Here is a 20631-nt window from a genome sequence, read left to right as displayed (position 1 = left end):
TCAGCCCGTGCCGGGGCGCCCGGGACGGGCCGGGCCGCCGGGGAAGACGGCTTCCACCACCCGGTCCAGGTACGCGGCGTCCATCGGCGGTGCCTGGACGCCGGCCCCGGCCAGCACCGCCCAGGTCGCGTCCGAGCGGTACCGGGGAAGCCGCCGCGCGCGGTCGAGAGCCGCCGCGTAGCCGATCGCCTCCGGCATGGCGGTGACCGGAAGCACCTCGGGCCGGTCCGCGTTCCGCTCGACGCACTCCCACCACGCCGCCGTGGAAACCGTGTCGAGCCGGTGCCCCGCGCGGCGCAAGGCGTCGAAGACGTCGGTGAGCCGAAGGGGCTCCGGCCGCGCCAGGTGGAAGGTGCGGCCCGCGGCGTCGGCCCGGCCCATGAGGGCGACGATCGCGTCCGCGACCACGTCCACCATGTCCGCCGGCACGCCCCCGGTGTCGTCCGGCACCGCGCCCATGGCGACGGCGGCACGCAGCAGTGGCGCCAGCGGGTCGGTCAGGGACGGGCGGCCGCCGGCGGAGTGCGGGGCGACGAGCCCGGGGCGCAGGATGGTCACCGGCAGCCCGGCGTCGGCGACGGCGCGCACCTCCGTCTCGGCGATGGCCTTGCTGCGGGCGTAGGCCACGTCGCCGGCCAGTTCGGGCACGGCGGCCACGGTCTCGTCCACCTCGGCCAGTCCCGCCGTCCGCGCACCGGCCAGGGCAGCAAGCGTGGACACGTAGTGGAACGCGGGCGGCGCTCCGGTCAGCGCGGCACGGCGACGGCCGAGGGCGATGAGGTTGCGGGTGGCGACGATGTTCGGCCCCTCCAGCCGCGCCGGGTCGGCACCGAGGCTCACCGACGCGGCGCAGTGGAGGACGGTGTCGACCGTTTCGGCGAGCACGTCGTAGCCCCGCCGGGACAGACCCAGGGTGGGGTGTTCCAGGTCGCCGGGGATCGCGACGAGCCGTTCGCGCCCGGCCGGCGGATACTCCGGCCGGTGGCCGCCGCCGACGACGGCGAGCCGCCGGGACAGCCGGTCCCGGGCGGCGGCCTCGTCGGCGGCGCGCACCAGGCAGTGCACCGAGGCCGGTGTGCGCGCCATGAGCCGCGCGCACACCTCGCCACCGAGATGGCCGGTGGCGCCGGTCAGCAGCACCGACCGGGCCCGCCAGGGGTCGGCCCGGCGGGCCGTCACGGCCTCTCCCCCGCGCCGGTCCCCGGGCCCGCGGCCGCGAGTTCGGCGGCCAGGGAGCGCAGGTCAGGGGCGTCCAGGAGCTGGGAGACCTTCACCTCCCGGCCGAGGTCGCGGCGGAGGCGGTTGCGCACCTGGGTGGCCATCAGGGAGTCCAGACCGAGGCGCTGCGGCGGCCGTTCCCGGTCCAGGCGCCCGGCGGGCAACCCCAGCACATCCGCCACCTGGGCGACCAGATACTCCTCCAGTTCCCGTGGCGACATCTCCGCCACCGGCGCGGCGGTGCCGGGGACGTCGTCCTCCGGGACCTGCGCGGCGGGGCCGGAGCCGCCCGGTTCGTCACCCGGCCCTCCGTGCTCCGGGCGCCCCGGGTTCCCGGGGCCCTCCGGGCCGCCGGGGACGCGCCGCTCGTCCCGGGAGCCGCCGCCCGGCGGGCCGGCCGCCGCGGGTGTGGCCCCGGCGGGCGCGGGGCCGGTCAGGTCCGCGAGCAGGGGTGCGCCGGAGTCCGCCGGGTACGCCGCCAGGTAGGCGCGCCAGTCGGCCGGCATGTGGATCATCCGCCGGTCGGCGGCCAGCATCGCGGCGAAGAGGGCGGGAGCGTTCTCCGGTTCGATGGCACCCACCCCCGTGGGCCGCACCTCGTGCCCGCTCCGCTCACTGAGCCGGGCGGCCAGCCCGACCCGGGCCCAGTAGCCCCAGTTGACGACAGTGCACGGCAGTCCGGCGGCGCGGCGGTGCTCGGCGAGCGCGTCGAGGAACGCGTTCCCCGCCGCGTAGGCACCGAGCTGATGGCCGACGGTCAGGCCGCCGAGCAGGGACACGGCCGAGGAGAACAGGACGAAGAAGTCCAGGGGCTGATCCGCGAACAGGCGGTGCAGCACCCAGCCCCCGGCGACCTTGGGCCGCAGGGTGCCGTCGATCCGCCGCTCCGACAGTTCCTCGGTCCCGGCCGGGTCCAGGACGGCGGCGGAGTGCACGACACCCGCCACCGGCGGCACCCCCGCGTCTGCCCTGCGCCGCAGCAGGCCCGCCATCGCCTCCTCGTCCGCGACGTCGACGGCCGCGTACTCGACCTCCGCGCCGGAGGCCCGCAGCCGGTCCAGCGACCGGCTCCGTTCGTCCCCGCCGGCCTCGTTCCCGCCGGCCGTGTCCAGGGGACTGCGGCCGGTGAGGAGCAGGTGCCGGGCCCCGCCGGCGACGAGCCACTCGGCGACCAGCCCGCCCACGCCGCCGAGCCCGCCGGTGACCAGATAGGTGCGGTCCGGACGGAGCGGGACCCCGCCGTCGTCCGGCCCGGACGGGACGCGGTCCTCCTCGGTGGGGAACGCCAGCACGACCTTGCCGACATGCCCGGAGCGCGCCATCAGGGAGAACGCCTCCCGGGCCTCCTCGACGGGGAAGATCCGGCACAGGGGCGGCGGCAGTTCGCCGCGGTCCAGCAGCCCGATCACGTCGCGCAGCAGTGCGCCGACCCACGTCGGCCGGCTCAGCATCGCGAGCAGGTCCACCGCCTGGTAGGAGCGTCCCTGGGCGAACACGCCCATCGACAGGGGCCGTCCCTGATCGATCGCGTTCTTCGACAGGTCGATGTAGCGGCCGAAGGGACGGAGCAGGGAGAAGTTGGCCTCGATGGCGTCGCCGACCAGCGTGTTCAGCACGACGTCGACGCCGCCCCCGTCCCCTCCCCCGCCGTCCGGCGCGGCACGGAACGCCTCGGCGAAGCGGGTGTCGCGGGAGTCCGCGACCCGGGCGGCGCCGAGCTTCAGCAGTAGGTCCCGCTTCGACTCGGTGCCCGCCGTCGCGTACACGACGGCCCCCCGGGCGCGCGCCAGGTGCAGCGCGGCCATACCGACGCCGCCGGTGGCCGAGTGGATCAGCACCCGCTCGCCCTCGCGCAGCCGGGCCAGCTCCACCAGGGCGTGGTAGGCGGTGCCGTACGCGCCGGGAACGGCGGCGGCCTCGGCCATGGTCAGACGGCCGGGCCGTCGCACCACCAGATGCTGATCGACGGTCACATGAGCGCGCGCCGCGGGGTAGGCCAGGGCCAGCACCGCGTCGCCCGGCCGGACGGACGTGACGCCGCGGCCGACGCGGCTGACGGTGCCGGCGCATTCGGCGCCGAGGTCGGGGAATCGGTGTCCCTCGCCGGTCAGGGCCCCGGCCGCGGCCAGGACGTCGTGGTAGTTGAGGCCCACGTGCGACACCTGGACCTCCACCTGGCCGGGGCCGGGGCCGGGCCGCGGTGCGGGGGTGAGCGCCAGGCGGTCGATGCCCTCCTCGGTGCGGAGCGCGAGCGTGACCGGCCGCCCGTCCGGCCGGGCGGGCCGCGCCGGTGCCGGCCCGGCGGCCGGGCCGGCCGCGAGCAGGCGGAGGATGTGGCGCCGCCCGCCGCGCAGCGCGAGCCGGTCCTCGGCGCCGGGAGAGAGCAGCAGCCCGGCCAGTGCCTCGGGCTCGCCGGGCTCCGGGTCGGCGGGCAGGTCGATGAGCGTGGTCCGCAGCCCCGCCTCCCGGCCGACGACCGGGCCGAGGCCCCAGAGGGCGGCCTGCCAGGGGGACGGGCAGCCGTCGGCGTCGCGGACGGTCTGGGCGCCGCGCGTGACGAAGAAGAGCGCCGGGGCGCCGTCCCGGTCGAGGCCGGCGAGACTCCGCGCCGCGCGGGCCACGGTGACGGCCCGGACGCACAGGTCCGCGGCCGTCCACTGGACCTCGCGGGCCGTCGCCCCCGGGTCCGGGCCGCCGGCCGGCGGCGGAATCACCACCGCTCGCACCCGGTCGTTCCCCGCCGCTTCGCGCACCGCGCGTGCCACGGCCTCCTCCTGGTCGCCGCCTGCCGGAGCGACGACGGCGGTCCGCCCGCGCGCCCGCAGTGCGGCGGCGAGCCGGGCATCGCGGTCGGTGCCGTCGCCGAGCAGCACCCATACCCCGGAGCCGTCGTCGCCCGGGCCCCTGCCGGGCGGCTCCGGCACCTCGCGCCAGCGCAGCACGTATCCGGCGACGGGGGCGGCGGGCCGGTCCGCCGGGGCCGTGGGGCGCGGCGCGAGGCGCCGGGCGCGCACCCCGGTCGCGCGGGCGACGAGGGCACCGGCCTGGTCGTAGACCGTGAGGTCCACCCGCACCCCGGTGTCGTCGTCGCCGCTCCCGGCCGGGACGTGCCGGGCGTGGCACCACAGCGGGCCGGTCGCCCCCGGTCGCACCACCTGGAGCCGGTCGACGGCCGTCAGGACCGCGCCCCGGGAACCGGCGTCCGCCGCCGCGCCCCCGGGCAGCGCTGCGACGGCCGTCTGCAGGCAGGCGTCGAGCGCGGCCGGGTGGAGGACGAACGCGCCGGGTGGCGCGGGACGGATCCGGGCCAGTGCCTCGCCGTCCCCGGTGTGCAGTTCGGCGACGGAACGGAACGCGCCGCGCCAGGTGTTGCCGCCGTGCGCCTGGGCCCGGTAGAAGGCCTCGCCCGCCTGCCAGCGCGGGCAGCGCCGCCGGATCTCCTCGGGCGTCTCCGTGTCGTCCGCGCCGCCGTCGTCCCGCCGGGAGAGGGCGGCCTCGGCGTGCACCGTCCATGCGCCGTTCCCCGACCGGCCGCTGACGGCGAGCCGCCAGTCGGTGCCGTCCCGCTCGGCGGATACCCGGAGCCGCTGATCCCACGGCCCGTCGTCCGACAGCAGCATCGGCTCGCGGAACACCACGCCCCGCACCCGGGGGGCGGAGCCGGGCAGGAGCCGGCCCGCGGTGGCCAGCGCCAGTTCCAGGAAGGCGGCGCCGGGGACGAGGGGCTGTCCGGCGACGCGGTGGTCCAGGAGGAAGCCATGGCGTTCCGGGTCCAGGGGGACGGTCCAGTGGTGGGTGCCGGGCCCGGCCGGCGTGCCGGTGGCCGGGAGCCAGGCGTGCTCGGCCGGCTCCGCACCCGCCGCCCCCTCCGCCGGCTCCTTCCGCGCGTCGTGTCCCGCGTCCTCCTCCGGTGCGTCGCGCGCGCCCGGGCGCGTCCCGACCGGCGGCCAGGGGCAGGTGGCGGCCTGGTGCCAATGGTGTTCACGCTGCCAGGGATAGTGGGGCAGGTCGAGGTGGCGCGGCTCGTTTCCGTAGACCGCCGCCCTGTCCACCTCGTGCCCTGCCGCGTACAGCGCGGCCAGGGAACCGAGCATGGTGGCGCGTTCCGGGGCCTCGCGGCGCAGCGACGGCAGGATCAGCGTGTCCGGCGCGCCGGCGGCGTGGGCGTTCTCCTCTATCACCGTGGTCAGCACGGGGTGCGGCGCCATCTGGAGGAACGTCACGGGCCCGGCGCCCTGCCCGGCGCCGAGCCGGGAGCGGATCGCGTCGCCCAGCCGCACCGGTTCACGCAGGTTGCGCCACCAGTAGCCGGCGTCGAGCGTGCTGCCCTCCGACTCCCGCCCGGTGATGGCCGAGACGAACGGCACGGCGGTCGGGCCGGGCGCGAGGTCGCGCAGCTCCCGCAGCAGCGGGCCGCGCACCGGATCGACGGCGGGGCTGTGCGCCGCGTAGTCCACCTTGATCCGCAGGCAGTCCACGCCGCGCCGGGCGCACTCCCGCTCGACGGCGTCGATGGCGCCGGGCGTGCCCGCCAGTACCGTGGAGCCCGGGCTGTTGACCACGGCCACGGTGGCGCCGCCGCCCGCGCGGGCGGCCAGCTCACGGGCTTCGTCCTCCGGCAGATCGACCCGGGCCATCGCTCCTGGCGGGCTCAACCTGGTGGTCAGCGCGGCGCGTTCACAGATCAGGGCGCCCGCGTCGGCCAGGCCGATGGCCCCCGCGATGTGCGCGGCGGCGATCTCGCCCTGGCTCTGGCCGATCACCGCGTCGGGTGTGACGCCCCACGCCTCCCAGGTGCGCGCCAGTGCCACGCCCATGGCCCACAGCGCGGGCTGGACCAGGCGTGTCACGCCGGTCCACCCGTCGTCGCCCTCCTGGACCGCCGTGATCAGGGACCAGTCGAGGCGCTCGGCGAGGATCTTGTCGCACGCCTCCAGCGCGGCCCGGAAGGGTTCGCAGCCGGTGAGCAGTTCGCGTCCCATCCCGGCCCACTGCGATCCCTGGCCCGGGAAGACGAAGACGACCCGCGGGCTGTTCCCGGCGGGCTTCGCGGGGCTGAGGCGCGCGGCGGGACCGGTCGGTCGCCCGGCGGCGACGTCGCGCAAGGAGCGGGCCATGTCCCCGGAGCCGGCGGCGACGACCGCGAGCCGGTGCTCGAAGGAACGGCGGCCGGTGGCGCCCGCGCAGACGGCGGCCAGGGCCGGCGGCGGGCCGTCGCCGGCCCCTGTGTCCAGCGACTCGGCGTAGGCGTGGGCCAGTTCGCGCAGGGCGTCGGCCGTGCGGGCGGAGAGGGCGAGCACCTCGGCGCGGCCGGGCGGGGGCGGGGCGGGCGCCTCGGAGGGCTGCCAGGACTCCAGGACGAGATGCGCGTTGGTTCCCGTGGCGCCGAAGCTGTTGACCCCGGCGACGAGCGGAGGCCCGTCGCCGGGCAGCCGGACCGGTTCGCGCGGCAGTGCCAGCGGAGCGCGGTCCCAGTCGATGGCCGGATTGAGCCGGGTGAGGCGGGGGTTGCCGGGTACGGTGCGCCGTTCCAGGCACATCACGGCCGTGGCCAGACCGACGATCCCGGACGCGGACTCGCAGTGGCCGACGGCCGTCTTCGCGGTGGTGACCAGGCACGGTTCGTCGCCCTCCGGACGGGGGCCGAAGACCTCGCAGAGGGCCGTCAGTTCGGCCCGGTCGCCCAGCCGGGTGCCCGTGCCGTGCGCCTCGACGAAAGCGACGCGCCGCGCGTCCGTACCCGCGGCGGCGTGGGCGGCCCGCAGCATGCGGATCTGGGCGGCGGCACTGGGCGTGGGCATGCCGCTGCCGGTGAAGCCCTGATGGAGGACCGCGCCGCCGGCGATGACGGCGCGGATCCGGTCCCCGTCGGCCGCCGCCCGTTCCAGGGGCTTCAGCAGGGCCAGCCCCACCGCCTCGCCGCGCACGAAGCCGTCGGCCGCCGCGTCGCCGAACTTGCAGCGGCCGTCGGGGGAGTGGACCCCGGCGCGGTTGAAGACGACCTGATTGTGCGGGGTGAGGATGACGTTGACGCCACCCGCCAGGGCGAGTTCGCAGTCTCCGCTCTGAAGGGCCCGGCAGGCCAGGTGGATCGCGGTCAGCGACGAGGAGCACGCGGTGTCCAGCGTCATCGAGGGGCCGCGAAGGTCGAACGTGTAGGACAGCCGACCGGACAGCGGTCCGCCCGTGGCCGAGCCGGACTCCGAGTAGAAGTCCAGATCCTCCAGATCGTCCACCTGGCGCAGCCAGTAGTCCCGTTCGCAGGCCCCGACGAAGACTCCGGTGGCAGTGCCCGCCACCCGGTCGGCGGGGAGGCCCGCGTCCTCCAGCGTCTCGTACGCCGCTTCCAGCAGCAGCCGCAACTGCGGGTCGGCCCGGTCGGCTTCGCGCGGGGACATCTCGAAGAACCCGGCGTCGAACAGGTCGAGGCCGGTGAGGAACCCGGCCCGGGTGGAGGCGACCTTGCCGGGCGCGGAGAGCCGGGAATCGTACAAGTCGTGGAACCACGGCCGGTCGGCGGGCGCCTCGGTGACCGCCTCGCCGCCGGCGACCTGGAGCCGCCACAGGTCCGCCACCGAATCGGCGCCCGGGAAGCGCCCGGCGAGACCGATGATGGCGACCGGAGCGGCACCTGCCCCCTCCGGCGTGACGTGATGCTGTGTTGTCATTGACGTCGCTCCCGTCGGCTCACTGGGCGACTCGGGTCCGGCAGGACCACTCGTAGCGCGCGATGTCCCCGGCCGTCGGTGTCCTCGACATGCTCGTCACCGTTGCGGAACGGAACCAGCACGCGGTCACCGCCGCGTCGGGCGGTCAGCCGCCGCTGGTCGGTGAGATCTGTCGGGCCACCGTGAAATAGGGCGTGTAGCTCTGACTGATGCACAGATTGACTCCTCAACGGATCTGTCTGATGCGGAGTCCAGTAGGCCAGCCGCAGGCGTTTCGCCGCAGCACCCCTGGCCCGGCAGATTCGTTGAAGGCGCAACTGTGTTGAAGCGGGCGGCGAGGTGCCGCCCTCGACCGGACGAGCGCGAACCGCGTACCGCGCCCGGCCGGCAAGTCCACTCCTCGTGGCGTGAGCCGCAGAGCTCCGTACGGAGCAACAGTCAGTCCCCGCTGGTCCACACGCTCCCATCGGACCCTCACGGACCGAAGGCCACGCACCATCAGCCCCCGGAGAAACGTTCAGCGAGATGCGGATCATGGCCGAACGGGTCTCACCCCCCGGGGTCGGCCCCCAGGGGTGGCGGGCAGGCCCGCGCCGTACCGCGCGCCGCTGTGCCCGCCCACGTCGGCGGGATCGTGGGGGCGCGCGTCGGCGGACGGGAAGGGTGGGGGCGGTCAGATGTTGCGTCGGTGCTGGCCGCCGACCTCGAAATGAGCTGACGTGCCCCGATCTCCCTTCTCCGCCAATTCCTTCCCCGCAATCCGGGGAGACGGAGCGATGCCTCTACCTCCTCTTCAGTCATACCCGCACCAGTTACCGAATTCAGCGCCCGTTGGAATCCTGAGCTTCCCGGCTCATGCACCACAAGGTCCAGGGATCGAGCGTCCCCGAACCCTTCCAGGACGCGTCGAACCTCCGCACGCACCGCACGCGGCGCAACGGAGACTCCGACATCGACAACGTAAAAATACCTACATCTATACCGAGAAGCGTCGGCACACCAATCTCTTTGCCACCTTGCAACCGACTGAGGAAAAGGCTTCCTCAGCAATTTCGCGCTCGGTCATGTCACCAAGTATTTCAATGAGTGCACGACCTCTCAGGTTGTACCCAGGGTCACGATCCACTGCTGATCTCCAGAATCGCCAGATCAGCCATTCACAGACAGGGTGGACTCAGGCCACAGGCAGTGTCCGGGCCCCCGGGGCGAGGCGCTCCCCGTCCTCGACCAGGCCGCCCCCGACATCCGGACCGACAATCCGGAGACCAGCGCCACGGCGGACGGCCGGTTCACGCCCGGCAAGGAGCTCCACGACCGGATGCACCCGGCCGATCCGCCGCCGGGCCGAGCCCTCCGGCACGCACACCACCGGCCCGCCCCGCGACCAGCGCGTCGGCCACTCCTCGGGACGCGCCCCGGGCATGCGGCCGGCGTGTGGTACTCAAAGCGTGTCGCAGAAGCCGCGTCAGGCACCTGATGTGCCGGTGCGGCATGGCCTACGGCCTGCCTCGACGGCAGCCCGACAGGCCACCGACTGGTGCGTGACGGTTCCGCAGCAGGCTCTGTTTTCCGATTCCTTGATCAGCGTCGTGTCCGGATGAGGACGGCGGCGGCCCGGTGCCCAGGACCGGGGATCGCCCTCGGCCTCTACGGCTTCGCCGACCACCCCGGCCACACCCTGCCCACCGACGTCGAACGGGCGGCCACCGGTGTCGGTCAGCTCTCGGTCACCCGGTGCGTTTCGTGGCGCGGTTCGGGTATCTGCTGGGTGCCGATGGCGTTGAGCAGTTCGAGTTTGCCGACCGCGGCGCTGCCCGGTGCCGCGGTGAGGATCACGATGCGCAGGTTGCCGCCGGGCTCGGTGAGGATGTCGCAGTCGAGGTGGAGCGGCCCGGCATCGGGGTGGTGGATGGTCTTGGTATGCAGGCCATGGCCGCTCACCTCCTGGGTGTCCCACAGGGTGGCGAAGCGCGGGCTGGTGTCACGGAGGTCGGCGACGAGGCTGTGCAGGGCCGCTTCCGCGGGGTAACGGGCGCGTGCGGCCCGCAGATCGGAGACAATCGCGGTTTCGAAGCGGGTCCGCTGCTGGGCGGTGTGGGCCACACGGCCGGGCGGGCCGACGAAGTGCCGCCAGACGAGGTTGCGGTGCCGAGCCGCGCGTGCGGACGGGTCGCCCGTCACAGCGACGTAGAGGCGGTTCCAGGCGATGAGTGTCCAGGCCGCGTCGTAAACACCGACGGGTGTGCCCGCCATCTGGTCGAGCAGCCGCCGTACGCCCGGTGTGAGCCGGCCCCACAGCTGGCCGCTCGCGGGCTCGGGCTGCCCCGCCAGCAGGAACAGATGCGAACGTTCGGCCTCCGACAGCCGCAATGCCCGTGCGAGGGCTCTGAGTACCTGAGCCGACGGGGACGTTGCCCGGCCCTGCTCCAGGCGGATCACGTACTCGGCGGAGATGCCCGCCAGCAGAGCCAGCTCCTCGCGCCGCAACCCGGGCGTCCGGCGGGCCCGTCCCTCGGGAAGCCCGACCGCGGCGGGAGGCACGCGGTCACGCCAGCGGCGCAGCGCCTCGCCCAAGTCGCCACTCCGCCGCCGTGGGTGCCTACCGCTCCTGCCGTGCGCGCTCATGGCCCCAGTATCGGCTCGCTGCGGCACGCGGGAGTGGTACTGGCTGTACCAGGAAGAACAGGGGACTCCCGGGCCTGCCGCGAAATGGCGAGACTGGCCGGCATGACGACGACCCTCATCACCGGGGCCACCAGGGGCCTCGGCCTGGAGACCGCCCGCCGCCTGATCCGGGAGGGGCACACCGTGTATCTGGGGGCCCGCGACACCCGCCGCGGCGCGGACGCCGCCCGGTCGGTCGGCGCCCACTGCCTCCTCCTCGACGTCACCGACGACGACTCGGTGCGCGAGGCCGCCGCTCATGTCCGGGAGCGGGCCGGGCGCCTGGACGTCCTGGTCAACAATGCCGGCGTCGTCGGCCCCTTGCGTCCGGCCGAGGAGATCACAGCCGCGGACATGCTCGCGGTCTACGACACCAACGTCTTCGGCGCGGTGCGCGTCACGCGGACCTTTCTGCCCCTGCTGCACCTCAGCGCGTCGCCGACCGTGGTGAACGTCAGCAGCGGCCTGGGCTCGCTGGCCGTCGCGGCCGACCCGGCCGCCCACGCCTCGTTCGTCCCCCTCTGGGTCTCCTCACTGCCGTACAACTCCTCCAAGACCGCCCTGAACATGATCAGCACCCTGTATGCGCGGGCCCTCCCGGCAATGCGCATCAACGCCGTCGACCCCGGCCACACCGCCACCGACCTCAACGGGCGCACGGGCGCCCAGACCGTCGAGGAGGGCGCCGACATCATCGTCCGCATGGCCATGATCGGACCCGACGGGCCGACCGGCGGCTATTTCACGGCTCGTGGGCCGATGCCCTGGTGACGCATCGGCAACACACCCTCGTACCCACTCACTTCTGGGAGCCCGGTCATGAACACCCCGCATCGCGTCGAGGTCGTCCTCGACTTCGTCTGCGTCCACTGCTACATCGGCTTCACCCGGTTCACCCGGGCCCTCCGCCGGTACCGCGCGGACGGCGGCACGGCCGAGACCGTGATACGTCCCTTCCAGCTCCGGCCGGAGGCGTCACCCGCCGGTGAGCCGCTTATCGCCGTCTGGGCGCGCGAGCGCGGCGAAGCCGTCGCGACCCGGCTCGCCACCGACACCTCTTTCGGTGCGGACGACGGCCTCGCGCTCGACTTCCGACGGGCGGTGTTCACCAATACCTTCGACGCGCACCGGATCGCCGCAGAGGCGTCCGCACAGGGCAGGGGCGAGGAGATGGCCGGGCGGCTGTTCCGCGCCTACTTCACGGACGGACTGAACATCGCGGACACCAGCACGCTCGCCTCGCTCGCCGCCGAGACAGGCGTCACGGTCACCGGCGGCGGCGCGGAGGCAGTGCGCGCCGAACTCGCCCGCGTGCGCGCACTCGACCTCCCGGCCCCGCCGGTGTTCCGCTTCACGGGCGGCTCCACCCTGTCCGGGGAGGTGCGCGAGAGCGACGTCCTCGCCGCACTACGCGGCTGAGGCCCCACCCCGCGGGCCCCGCCACAACATCCGGCGCCTTGCTGCCCTCCCGAATCCACGGGCAACGACGCGCGCGCCCGGCGAGGGAGATTCCGCACGGGTGAGACTCGCTCGGCAGCCGGCGGAGAGCCGGACCGTGGCGGGCACACCGGGGTTGCTGGCGATCCGCTTCCGTCGGCGCCCCATCGCCCCTTTCCGGGGGAACGCCGCCTCTGCGCCGGGTCTGCCGCCGCATGGGTGATCGATCTGTCCAGTTCGGTTCTTCGGCCTGCTGGCCGCCAGGCTCTGCTGGTCCTGCCCCTCTGCGCAGCGGGCACGCGTCCCCGGCGCGCGCCTGCCCGTCTCGGCGGCGACGTGCGCGATCGGGCGGGTGCGGCAGCGTTCGATGCGTCGACGCGGGCCTTCGACGGTCCGTGGGGCGTTGCGGTGCGGTGGCGTCATCGGGTGATCGGCGTGGTGCCGGTCGCGGTGAGGGACACGTCCCACAGACGTGCGGCTGCATGGGGGTCGATGGCGTAGGCGCGGACGCCGCCGTCGTCCATGGGCGCATCAGGGGCGGAGACGCCGGCGATGTCGCAGTCCTCCAGGTAGAGGCCGCCGCGGTCGTCGAGGAGGGGGGAGGTGGCGGCCCACAGGCCGGTGGCGGCGCCCTGGGAGGGCGTTTTGAACCCGGCGCCGATCACGTTGCCGTGCTCGTCCACCCACCCGCGGTCGATCTGCTCCTGGAGCGCCATCTCCCGCTGCAGCCCTGTGATGATCTTGCCTGGGTGGAGCGCGAAAGCCCGGACGCCGTCTGCCTGCCCGAGGGCGTCGAGGTGCACGGCGAAGAGGACGTTGGCGGTCTTGGCCTGGCCGTAGGCCAGCCACTTGTCGTAGCCGGTACGAAAGTGCGGGTCGTGCCAGCGGATGTCGGTCAGGGTGTGGCCGGCGGAGCTGTTGACCACGACGCGTGCACCGCCGGCGGCGGCCAGGAGCGGGTAAAGCTCGCAGGCGAGGGTGAAGTGTCCGAAGTGGTTGGCGGCGAGCTGGCTCTCCCAGCCGGGTCCGACGTGTCGTTCGGGGGTGGCCATGACACCGGCGACGGCCATGAGCAGGTCGAGCCCGGTCAGGGAGTCGCGGATGTGTGCGGCTGCGGCCCGCACGCTGTCAGGGTCGGTCAGGTCCATGGGGATGACCTCGCAGCCCTTCACGTCCGCGAGCGCGGCGCGGGCGATGCCGGGCCGGCGTGCCGGGACGATGACGCGGGCTCCGGCGGCCGCGAGGGCGCGGGTGGTTTCCAGGCCGAGTCCGGAGTAGCCCCCGGTCACGACGGCGCTCGTGCCGGACAGGTCGAGGCCCGCGGTGATGTCCTGGGCGGTGCTGGTCGCGGAAAAGGGCGAGCCGAGCGGCTGCTGATCAGTGCTGGTCATGCCGTCGAAGCTACGATCTAGAGTGAGGTCTAGATCAAGTCCTAGACTGTGACGCATGGCAACCACCGAGACTCCTGCAACGCCACTGAGCATCGGCGAGGTGGCCGAGCAGACCGGACTCAGCGTCCACGCTCTGCGCTTCTACGAGCGCGAGGGCCTGCTCGTCGGCCCGGTGCAGCGCACCTCCGGCGGCCGGCGACGGTACAGCGCGCTCGATGTCGACTGGCTGCTGATCTGCGTCAGGCTACGAGAATCCGGGATGCCGCTGGCTGACCTCAAGCGGTTCGCCGGGCTCGTGCGGCATGGTCCGGGCAACGAGACGGAACGTCTGCAGCTCCTCGAAGCCCACCGTCAGCGCATCGACGCTCAGATCCAGGCACTGGAGGAGTGCCGGTCCGTCATCACCTGGAAAGTCAGCGTCTACGCCGACCACCTCGCCCGCGGCAAGGCCGACGGACTCTGGGACCCGACGGCCTGAGACCACAGGCAAGCACTCCGTACTTCGCGGAGCACGCTGTCGTGGTCGCCACGCATCAGCCACCGAAGAACGGCGTTCAGCCAGGGGGGTTGGCGCGCGGCGAACACGCGCTCAGCCCGCCCCCTGGCGGCCCTGGCTGCTATCGAGAGGGGGCGGGTATCTCGAATGCCGACGGCGGCAGAGCGCGCTGCCGGCCCCGGCGCAGTCCCTGGTTCGGCAGCCGGTCGGCCCAGCCTTGGGCTGAGAGCGCCGCCAACCCGTGATCGTCACGCACCGGCTCGGCGGGGATCAGGTGGAGCCTGACGCTCCGTTCGCCGGGCCCATGTCACCTCGGCGGGACGTCCACCAGTCGACCATGGTCTTGTACTTCTCATCGAACTGCGGGTCAAGGAGAGCTGTTGGCGCTGGCAGCGTCTTCCGATGCCCGTCCACGAGCAGCACCACGACGCTGCGCACGCCCCCGCCCCCCAGGAGATCTCGCGTTCGCCGGTTCTCACCCACGTCGTGGATGTCTCCGTCCGCTCGGACAGCGCCTCGACCCGCTCCCCGCCCAGCCGCGCCGCGACCCGCGCCGATGGCAGATCCGCCGCCTCCGAGCCCTCGGCGCGTGCCCGTCGGCACGGAAATCACTGGCGAGGGAGGAGACATCGAGATCCTCCTGACGCCCGATCCCGGCTTGGGGTTCTTCCCCAGCCGGGCGGCGCGCCCGTACCGCCGCGGAAGCTGCGAAGACAAGGCCACCACGCTCGTCCCCCTGCAGTTTTCGAGATCCGGGATCGCGCGGACTTCTGACGGGGCGTCACCCCTCCTCGTCGTGAACACTTCCCCGAGGGGCACGTTGCGGTGTAGGGGCGACAGCGACGAGTGGGTCCGCATCCTGTGGTGCAACGGCTCGGACCCGTGCACAAGCACGTGGAGCGGATCTACTCCGAGCTCGGCACCGGCGACTGCGTCCCCACAGTGCTGCGCGCCCAGGCCCACGGCCTCCTGCCGGCCCCTGCCCCGGAGGCCGGCACCGGTGGCGAGGACATCGGCCGTCGCGCGCCGTCCGTCATGAGTCGGGCCTCTCGGTGTGGGAGGTGAGGAGCGGCCTCGGCACGGCCGGGCAGCGGGCGTCCCGTGGCGGGACGCCGTAGGCGGCGGCGAAGGCGCGGGTGAATACGGCGTGGCTGCGAAAGCCCCAGCTCGCCGCGATGGTGTGGATGGGAACAGCACTCAGAAGGGGGTCGGCCAGATCGCGGCGTGCGCCTTCCAGCCGTTGGTGCCGGATCAAGGCGGTGACGGTGGTGTTCTCCGACCGGAACAGCTTGTGCAGGAGACCGACGGAGATGTGGTGGGCGGCGGCGATCGTGCCGGGCGAGAGGTCCGGGTCGCGCACGTGTGCCTGGATGAAGTGCCGGACGCGCAGGACCAGGGCGTGGTGGTGGGTGTCCGGTTCGAGGGACCGTTCGGCTTCGAGAGACCGGGCGAGCAGGGCGGCGGTGAGGTCGGTCACGACGCGTCCCAGGCGGGGCGCCGTGAGCGGGGTGAGTGTCCCGGCGTCCGTGGCCAGGCGGGTGAGGAAGGTCGCGAGGAGGCCGCCGACGCCCTCGCGGCCGGACAGGGCCCGCCCCATGACGCGCTGGGCGAGCCCCGTGGGCAGGGGAAGAGAGGCCCTGGGCAGTTCGACGATCGTGGCGCGGAATCCGCCCGGCCCCTGGCCGGCCAGGAAGTCGCGGGCCTGCGAACTGCTGGTGATGTGGAAGTCGTAGGGCTGGTAGGAGACTTCGTCCTTCCCGCTGACGGCGCCGGCCGTGCCGCGCAGGACGAGCGTGAGGTGGTAGTTCTCGGGGTCGCAGCGGCGGATGAGTTCCGGGGTGCGGCGGAACGCCACCGGCTGCGTGGTCGTGGGCCACAGATGGACGGGGCCCAGGCCCAGGACGCCGATCACGGCGTGGAAATCGTGGGGGTGTTCACTGGTGACCTCCATGGGGACGTGGATGCTGGAGGCGAGCTGGCGGAAGGCGTCGAACCGCTCTCCCGCCGGCATGTCCTCGCTGCGGAACACGGTTTGCATCGCGGGCACGTCAGGCTTCCTCCCGTGGTCACGGCATCGCGGCCGGGAACGTGACGGCGAACGTAGCGCGGATGCGTCAACATCCGATGAACGCCCGCGTCCCGGACGGCGAGGCGCTTCGGCGCGTACGGCGCACGGCACGGAGCGCCGGTCCTGATGGGGGGTGGAGGCGGTCACCGGGGGACGGTGCCGTTCACCGCCGAACTGGTCGTCGCCGAAGAAGCCGCCGGCGTGACGTTCGTCAACCCCGGCGAGGCCACCGGTCACGACGCCTGCCGGCTCCCGCGGCGCCCCCGGCGAGGTGGCCCGGGTGGAGGACCTGCCGCGCTCGTTGCGGCTGGACGGCACCGGCCGGGCCTACCGCGTGACCTGCGGGTCCACCGACTCTGCTCAGAAGGGGGCCTGCTCCGCCTCGGTCCGCGCGCTCCCTCTCCTGCCGCGTCGCACCTGCCCCCGCCACGCCCGGGCGACCGTACGGCGACACTGGTGCCCATGGAAGCTGTCTGGACGGGTGTCGTCGCGGTCGTCGGCACGCTGCTGGGTTCCGTGATCACGCATGTCTTCCAGCGCCTGGCGTCCGAGCGCGGCGAGCTGTTCGCGCGGTCGGAGGCGCTGCGGCAGGAGCGGATAGCCACGTACAGCGCGTTCGCCGCGGCGGTGGAGGACTACCGCCGGGGTCAGGCGGACCGCTGGTTCCGCAGGCTGGAGGACCCGGAGGGCGAGGCGTTCGCCGCGGCGCGGGAAGAGGCACATCGTCTGCGGACAGCCGCCCGGCAGGCGCTCTACCGCGTCAAGCTGCTCACCGATGACGACGAGGTGGTCCTCGCGGCCGAGCACGCCTACCAGTGCACGCGGGACCTGGTGACCTCCCAGGGCCGGGCGGAACGGCAGGCACGGGATGCCGAGGCCAAGCAGGCCCTGGAGGCGTTCGTGTCCCGTGCCTCGCCGCTGGTTCGCTGAGCCCGGTCCTCTGTCCTCGGCCCCGAGGCCCGCGTCGGCTCGGCGGTCCGACACCGGCGCGACACGCGGACCCCTCAGGCTTCCGGTCATGAACCGTCATTTCCTCGTCAGCCCGCCGCTCGCCGCGGTGCTCGCCGTCTCCGTCCCCGCCGCCGGTTGACCGGCGGCGGCGCCCCTCACGCTCACCGTCATGGGCGACGCGCCGTACGGGGGCAGAGCAACTCGCCGCGTACCCCGCTCTCGTGGACGACATCAACGGCGACCCCGGCGCGGCTACCGGCCACCACGGTTCTCTCCCGGTCAGTCAGGAACGAGCATCATCGCGTTGGTCAACTGGCCGAAGCCGGGCTTCCCGTACGGGCCGCCGGCCGCCTCGCCGGCGTAGAGGGTGACCGTTCGGCAGCCGCGTTCGCGGACAGTGCCGAGGAACATGGCCACAGTGGCCTCGGCGTAGCCGCGTCTGCGGTACGGCTCATGGGTGGTGAGGCTGCTGAGGTGAGCGGTACCTCCTCGAACGCGCCCAGGGTCGCCTTTCCCCACCAGTGCGGGTCGCGGGCAGCCGAAGGTGCGTTGACGGCCTTTCACGATCGCCGCCCGCGGGTTGTCGCGGGTGATGTGGCAGCGCGGACCCGCCGCGGCGCGTCCTCGGAAGACGTCACCGACTGGCCTGTTCTTCCCGGGGCTCGGCGGGCGAGCCGGCTAACGCGCCACGCGGTAGCGGAGGTAGACGACTCTTGAGCCGAAGGTGCGGTTCTCGACGAGTTCGAGGTCCACCCGGCGCTCGCGCCGGGGAAAGAACGGGATGCCGCCGCCGACCAGCACCGGGTAGACCATGGCCCGGTACTCGTCGATCAGACCCGACGCGGCTGCCCCGGCGGCGAGGGTCGCGCCGCCGATCGCGATCTCGCCCTCCCCCGGTCCGGCCCGCAACCGCTCGATCTCCTCCGCCAGGCCACCGGAGGCCAGGCGGGCATGGCCCCGCACCGCCGACAGCGTGGTGGAGAACACCACCTTGGGCAGCGGCTTCCACAGCGCGGCCCACTCGCGCGCGGCATCGTCGAGCGAGGGATCCTCCTCGGCGGTCTCCCAGTACAGCATCGTCTCGTACAGCCGCCGGCCCAGCAGGTGGACACCGACCTGTCGGATCTCGTCGATCCAGAAACGGAAGACCTCCTCGTCCGGCACCGTCCAGTCGAAGTCGCCGTCCGGCCCCACGATGTAGCCGTCCAGTGAGACACTCATCGAATAGGTCACACTGCGCATCAGAAGCCCTCCTCGACACCGGGTTCGACAGTACGACCGCCGGACACCGCAGAACTCATCGCGGATCGCGGAATCCCCGGGCCGAGTCACCCCACGAGGTCTTTTCATCGGAGCAACCCCGGTCAGGTTCTCTCATCGAGATGATCTTCGCGCAGCGGAGTGATCCGGGCGCCACGGACGGATCGGTCAGTGGTGGCCTGAGTGCGGACAGACGTGAAGCCCCTGGCAGGAACTGGTCTGCCAAGATCAAGTCCCGTTGGTCACCGATTCCGCCATGCTCGATGCCCGCGCCCGGTCGTGGAGGTCCTCGCCCGTAACCTGGCCGCCCATCGCCGCCGCCCAGCCGCGCGTCCTCCCCTGGGCGACCTCGCCCAGCCTGCGGATCGGCGCCCTCACCGCGCGCGGCCCCGTGTACGAACGACTCCGCGCGATCCAGGTGATCGACAGCCTCTTCGTTCCACGGCCGCTGCAGGAGACGGCGCTCGAACTCATCGGCTCCCCGGCCTGGCCCCGCCACCTGCGCGCGCTCGCGGACGCGCTGCGCGAGCGCAGGACCGCCGCCCTCGCCACCCTGCGGCAGGCCCTCCCCCGCCTCGTCCCGGACCGGCAGCCGCGCGGCGGCTACCACCTGTGGCTGCGGCTGCCCGAGGGCACCGACGAGAACGACGTCGTATCTGCCGCCCTGCGCGCAGGGGTGGCTGTCACCCCCGGCAGCCCCTGCTTCGCCGCCGAAGCGCCCGGGCCCCACCTGCGTTTGAGCTACGTGAGCACACCGGGCACCGGGCACGTCGAGGAGGGCATCCGCAGGCTCCGCCAAGCCTGTCCCCAACTCGGCGGCGAACCGGAGTACTAGGTGTCCTGCCCTGAGGGGTTGGGGACCGGTTGCCGGGTGGCCGGCCGCCCAGCGCGGCGTGTCGGCGGTGGTGATCGCAGGCGTGGACCGGGGCACAGCACGTGTTCTGCTGGCGCGGTGTTCCTGCGGAGCTGCCGGCTCCGCGGCCGGACGGAGATGTCCGGGACGCACCGGGCAGGGCGATCGCCGGACAGGCACGGGCCCCCGCACGTAGGCTCCTTGAGTCATGAAGGTGCTGATCTCCGCCGACATGGAGGGCATCTCGGGGATCGTGCATCCCGCCGAGACGCATCCGGACCGCTACGACTACGCGCGCGGTCGGGCGTTGATGACGGCCGAGGTGAACGCCGTCATCGCCGGCGTCCTCGACGCCGAGCGCTCCGCCACGGTGTGGGTCGCCGACGCACGTGGACCGTTCCGCAACCTGCTGCCGGAGGACCTCGACCGACGGGCGCGTCTCGTTCGTGGGCAGCCGCGCCCCTTGGGCATGCTCGGCGGGCTCGACGAACACACCGACGCGGTCCTGCTCATCGGCTACCACGCTCGTGCCGATGGCGGGCCGGCCGTGCCGGCGCACACGATGAGCGACGCCATCCTCGACGTGCGCGTGGCCGGACGTTCCGCGGCGGGCGGGGTCAGCGGCGGAGCGTGGTCTCGCGCCGCATGTGCGACAGCTTCTCGGGGTTGCGCACGGCGTACAGCCCGGTGATGAGGCCGTCGTCGATGCGCACCGCCATCACGGTGTCGATCGCGCCGCCGAGCCGGAGGATCAGCGCCGGGTAGCCGTTGACCTGGGCCGGCCGCAGCGACGCGAAGGCGGCGATCCTGCCCAGCCCGCCGACCAGCAGGCGGGCCACCTTGTCGGCACCCACGACGGGCCGCTGGACGGCCTGGACGACTCCGCCGCCGTCGCCCAGAAGGACGACGTCCGGCGCGAGGATGTCGAGCAGGCCCTGGAGATCGCCCGTTTCGGCCGCCCGCCGGAACGCGTCGAGCGCTTTCCGGGCCTCGGTCGGGGAAACGACGCCGCGCGGCCGGCGCGCCGCGACGTGCGCCCGTGCCCGGTGCGCGATCTGGCGGACCGAGGCGGGGCTCTTGTCGACGGCCTCGGCGATCTCGTCGTACCCGAGGTCGAACACCTCGCGCAGCACGAACACCGCCCGCTCGGTCGGCGCGAGCGTCTCCAGCACCAGCAGCATCGCCATCGAGACGCTGTCGGCCAGTTCGACGTCCTCGGCGACGTCGGGCGCGGTGAGCAGCGGTTCGGGCAGCCAGGGGCCGACGTAGGACTCCCTGCGGCGGCCGAGCGCGCGCAGCCGGGTGAGCGCCTGGCGCGTGGCGATCCGGACCAAGTACGCGCGCCGGTCCCGTACCGTGCCGAGATCGACAGCCGCCCACCGCAGCCAGGTCTCCTGGATCACGTCCTCCGCGTCGGCGGCCGAGCCGAGCATCTCGTAGGCGACGGTGAACAGCAGGTTGCGGTGGGCGACGAACGTCTCGGTGGCGGGGTCCGTGCGGCCGTCGCCGGCGGGCCGTCCGGTCGTGTCCTGGGTGCGCTCGCCGTGTTCGCTCGTCACCGGTCGCTCCTGCCTGTTCGTCTCGGGGGCGCCACGCGCACAAGACGCCGGTCCCCCCGGCTCTGT

The 20631-nt window shown here is 73.6% G+C and carries 12 protein-coding genes and 2 pseudogenes; 6 read left to right on the top strand and 8 right to left on the bottom strand.

Features of this window, described 5'->3' with window-relative positions; all coding sequences use genetic code 11:
- The 3 genes from ACSNOC_RS07680 to ACSNOC_RS07670 form a co-directional block, all read right to left on the bottom strand.
- Positions 1-1179: an SDR family oxidoreductase gene (locus ACSNOC_RS07680; RefSeq protein ID WP_436746507.1), complete on the bottom strand. Its 1179-nt coding sequence runs from the start codon at positions 1177-1179 to the stop codon at positions 1-3.
- Complete coding sequence (locus tag ACSNOC_RS07675; protein WP_436746506.1) at positions 1176-7886, bottom strand: beta-ketoacyl synthase N-terminal-like domain-containing protein; 6711 nt, start codon at positions 7884-7886, stop codon at positions 1176-1178. Before ACSNOC_RS07675 ends, ACSNOC_RS07680 begins: the two co-directional genes overlap by 4 nt.
- Before the next feature lie 1716 nt (positions 7887-9602).
- The gene (locus tag ACSNOC_RS07670; protein WP_436746505.1) at positions 9603-10460 is read right to left on the bottom strand and encodes a helix-turn-helix domain-containing protein; all 858 of its coding nucleotides are present in this window, start codon (positions 10458-10460) and stop codon (positions 9603-9605) included.
- Positions 10461-10613: 153 nt separating this feature from the next.
- On the opposite strand from ACSNOC_RS07670, the gene ACSNOC_RS07665 reads away from it, so the two are divergent.
- Together ACSNOC_RS07665 and ACSNOC_RS07660 are read left to right on the top strand one after the other, a co-directional pair.
- Complete coding sequence (locus ACSNOC_RS07665) at positions 10614-11321, top strand: SDR family NAD(P)-dependent oxidoreductase (RefSeq protein WP_436746504.1); 708 nt, start codon at positions 10614-10616, stop codon at positions 11319-11321.
- 48 nt (positions 11322-11369) lie between these two features.
- Positions 11370-11969 carry a DsbA family oxidoreductase gene (locus ACSNOC_RS07660; protein ID WP_436746503.1) on the top strand — a complete coding sequence of 200 codons (600 nt, stop codon included), beginning with the start codon at positions 11370-11372 and terminating at the stop codon, positions 11967-11969.
- 437 nt (positions 11970-12406) lie between these two features.
- On the opposite strand, the gene ACSNOC_RS07655 is transcribed toward ACSNOC_RS07660, so the two are convergent.
- Complete coding sequence (locus ACSNOC_RS07655) at positions 12407-13378, bottom strand: SDR family NAD(P)-dependent oxidoreductase (RefSeq protein ID WP_436746502.1); 972 nt, start codon at positions 13376-13378, stop codon at positions 12407-12409.
- Positions 13379-13433: 55 nt separating this feature from the next.
- On the opposite strand from ACSNOC_RS07655, the gene ACSNOC_RS07650 reads away from it, so the two are divergent.
- A complete protein-coding gene (locus ACSNOC_RS07650; protein WP_436746501.1) occupies positions 13434-13856 on the top strand; it encodes a MerR family transcriptional regulator in 423 nt (140 codons plus the stop codon).
- Between the two features lie 1051 nt (positions 13857-14907).
- Here the strand turns inward: ACSNOC_RS07650 and ACSNOC_RS07645 are convergent.
- Positions 14908-15912 (bottom strand): helix-turn-helix domain-containing protein, encoded by a 1005-nt coding sequence (locus ACSNOC_RS07645; RefSeq protein ID WP_436746516.1) that lies wholly within the window; start codon positions 15910-15912, stop codon positions 14908-14910.
- Between the two features lie 492 nt (positions 15913-16404).
- Here ACSNOC_RS07645 and ACSNOC_RS07640 point away from each other — a divergent pair, with 492 nt between their 5' ends.
- The gene (locus ACSNOC_RS07640; RefSeq protein ID WP_436746500.1) at positions 16405-16872 is read left to right on the top strand and encodes a hypothetical protein; all 468 of its coding nucleotides are present in this window, start codon (positions 16405-16407) and stop codon (positions 16870-16872) included.
- A 300-nt stretch (positions 16873-17172) separates the two neighbouring features.
- On the opposite strand, the gene ACSNOC_RS07635 is transcribed toward ACSNOC_RS07640, so the two are convergent.
- The gene (locus tag ACSNOC_RS07635; RefSeq protein ID WP_436746499.1) at positions 17173-17412 is read right to left on the bottom strand and encodes a GNAT family N-acetyltransferase; all 240 of its coding nucleotides are present in this window, start codon (positions 17410-17412) and stop codon (positions 17173-17175) included.
- A gap of 159 nt (positions 17413-17571) precedes the next feature.
- Positions 17572-18135 carry a dihydrofolate reductase family protein gene (locus ACSNOC_RS07630; RefSeq protein ID WP_436746498.1) on the bottom strand — a complete coding sequence of 188 codons (564 nt, stop codon included), beginning with the start codon at positions 18133-18135 and terminating at the stop codon, positions 17572-17574.
- Positions 18136-18457: 322 nt separating this feature from the next.
- Between ACSNOC_RS07630 and ACSNOC_RS07625 the strand changes: the two are divergent.
- Positions 18458-18988, top strand: a pseudogene (locus tag ACSNOC_RS07625) (PLP-dependent aminotransferase family protein); the annotation flags it as partial.
- 226 nt (positions 18989-19214) lie between these two features.
- A pseudogene (locus ACSNOC_RS07620) lies at positions 19215-19610 on the top strand (M55 family metallopeptidase); the annotation flags it as partial.
- A 13-nt stretch (positions 19611-19623) separates the two neighbouring features.
- On the opposite strand, the gene ACSNOC_RS07615 reads toward ACSNOC_RS07620, so the two are convergent.
- Entirely contained in the window at positions 19624-20565 is a 942-nt protein-coding gene (locus tag ACSNOC_RS07615; RefSeq protein WP_436746497.1) for an RNA polymerase sigma-70 factor, read from the bottom strand.
- Between the last annotated feature and the right edge of the window lie 66 nt (positions 20566-20631).

Source organism: Streptomyces sp. URMC 129, from assembly GCF_051386415.1.
Taxonomy (GTDB): domain Bacteria; phylum Actinomycetota; class Actinomycetes; order Streptomycetales; family Streptomycetaceae; genus Streptomyces.
The sequence above is the reverse complement of the archived record's forward strand: the minus strand, read 5'-3'. Positions and strand labels throughout refer to the sequence as shown.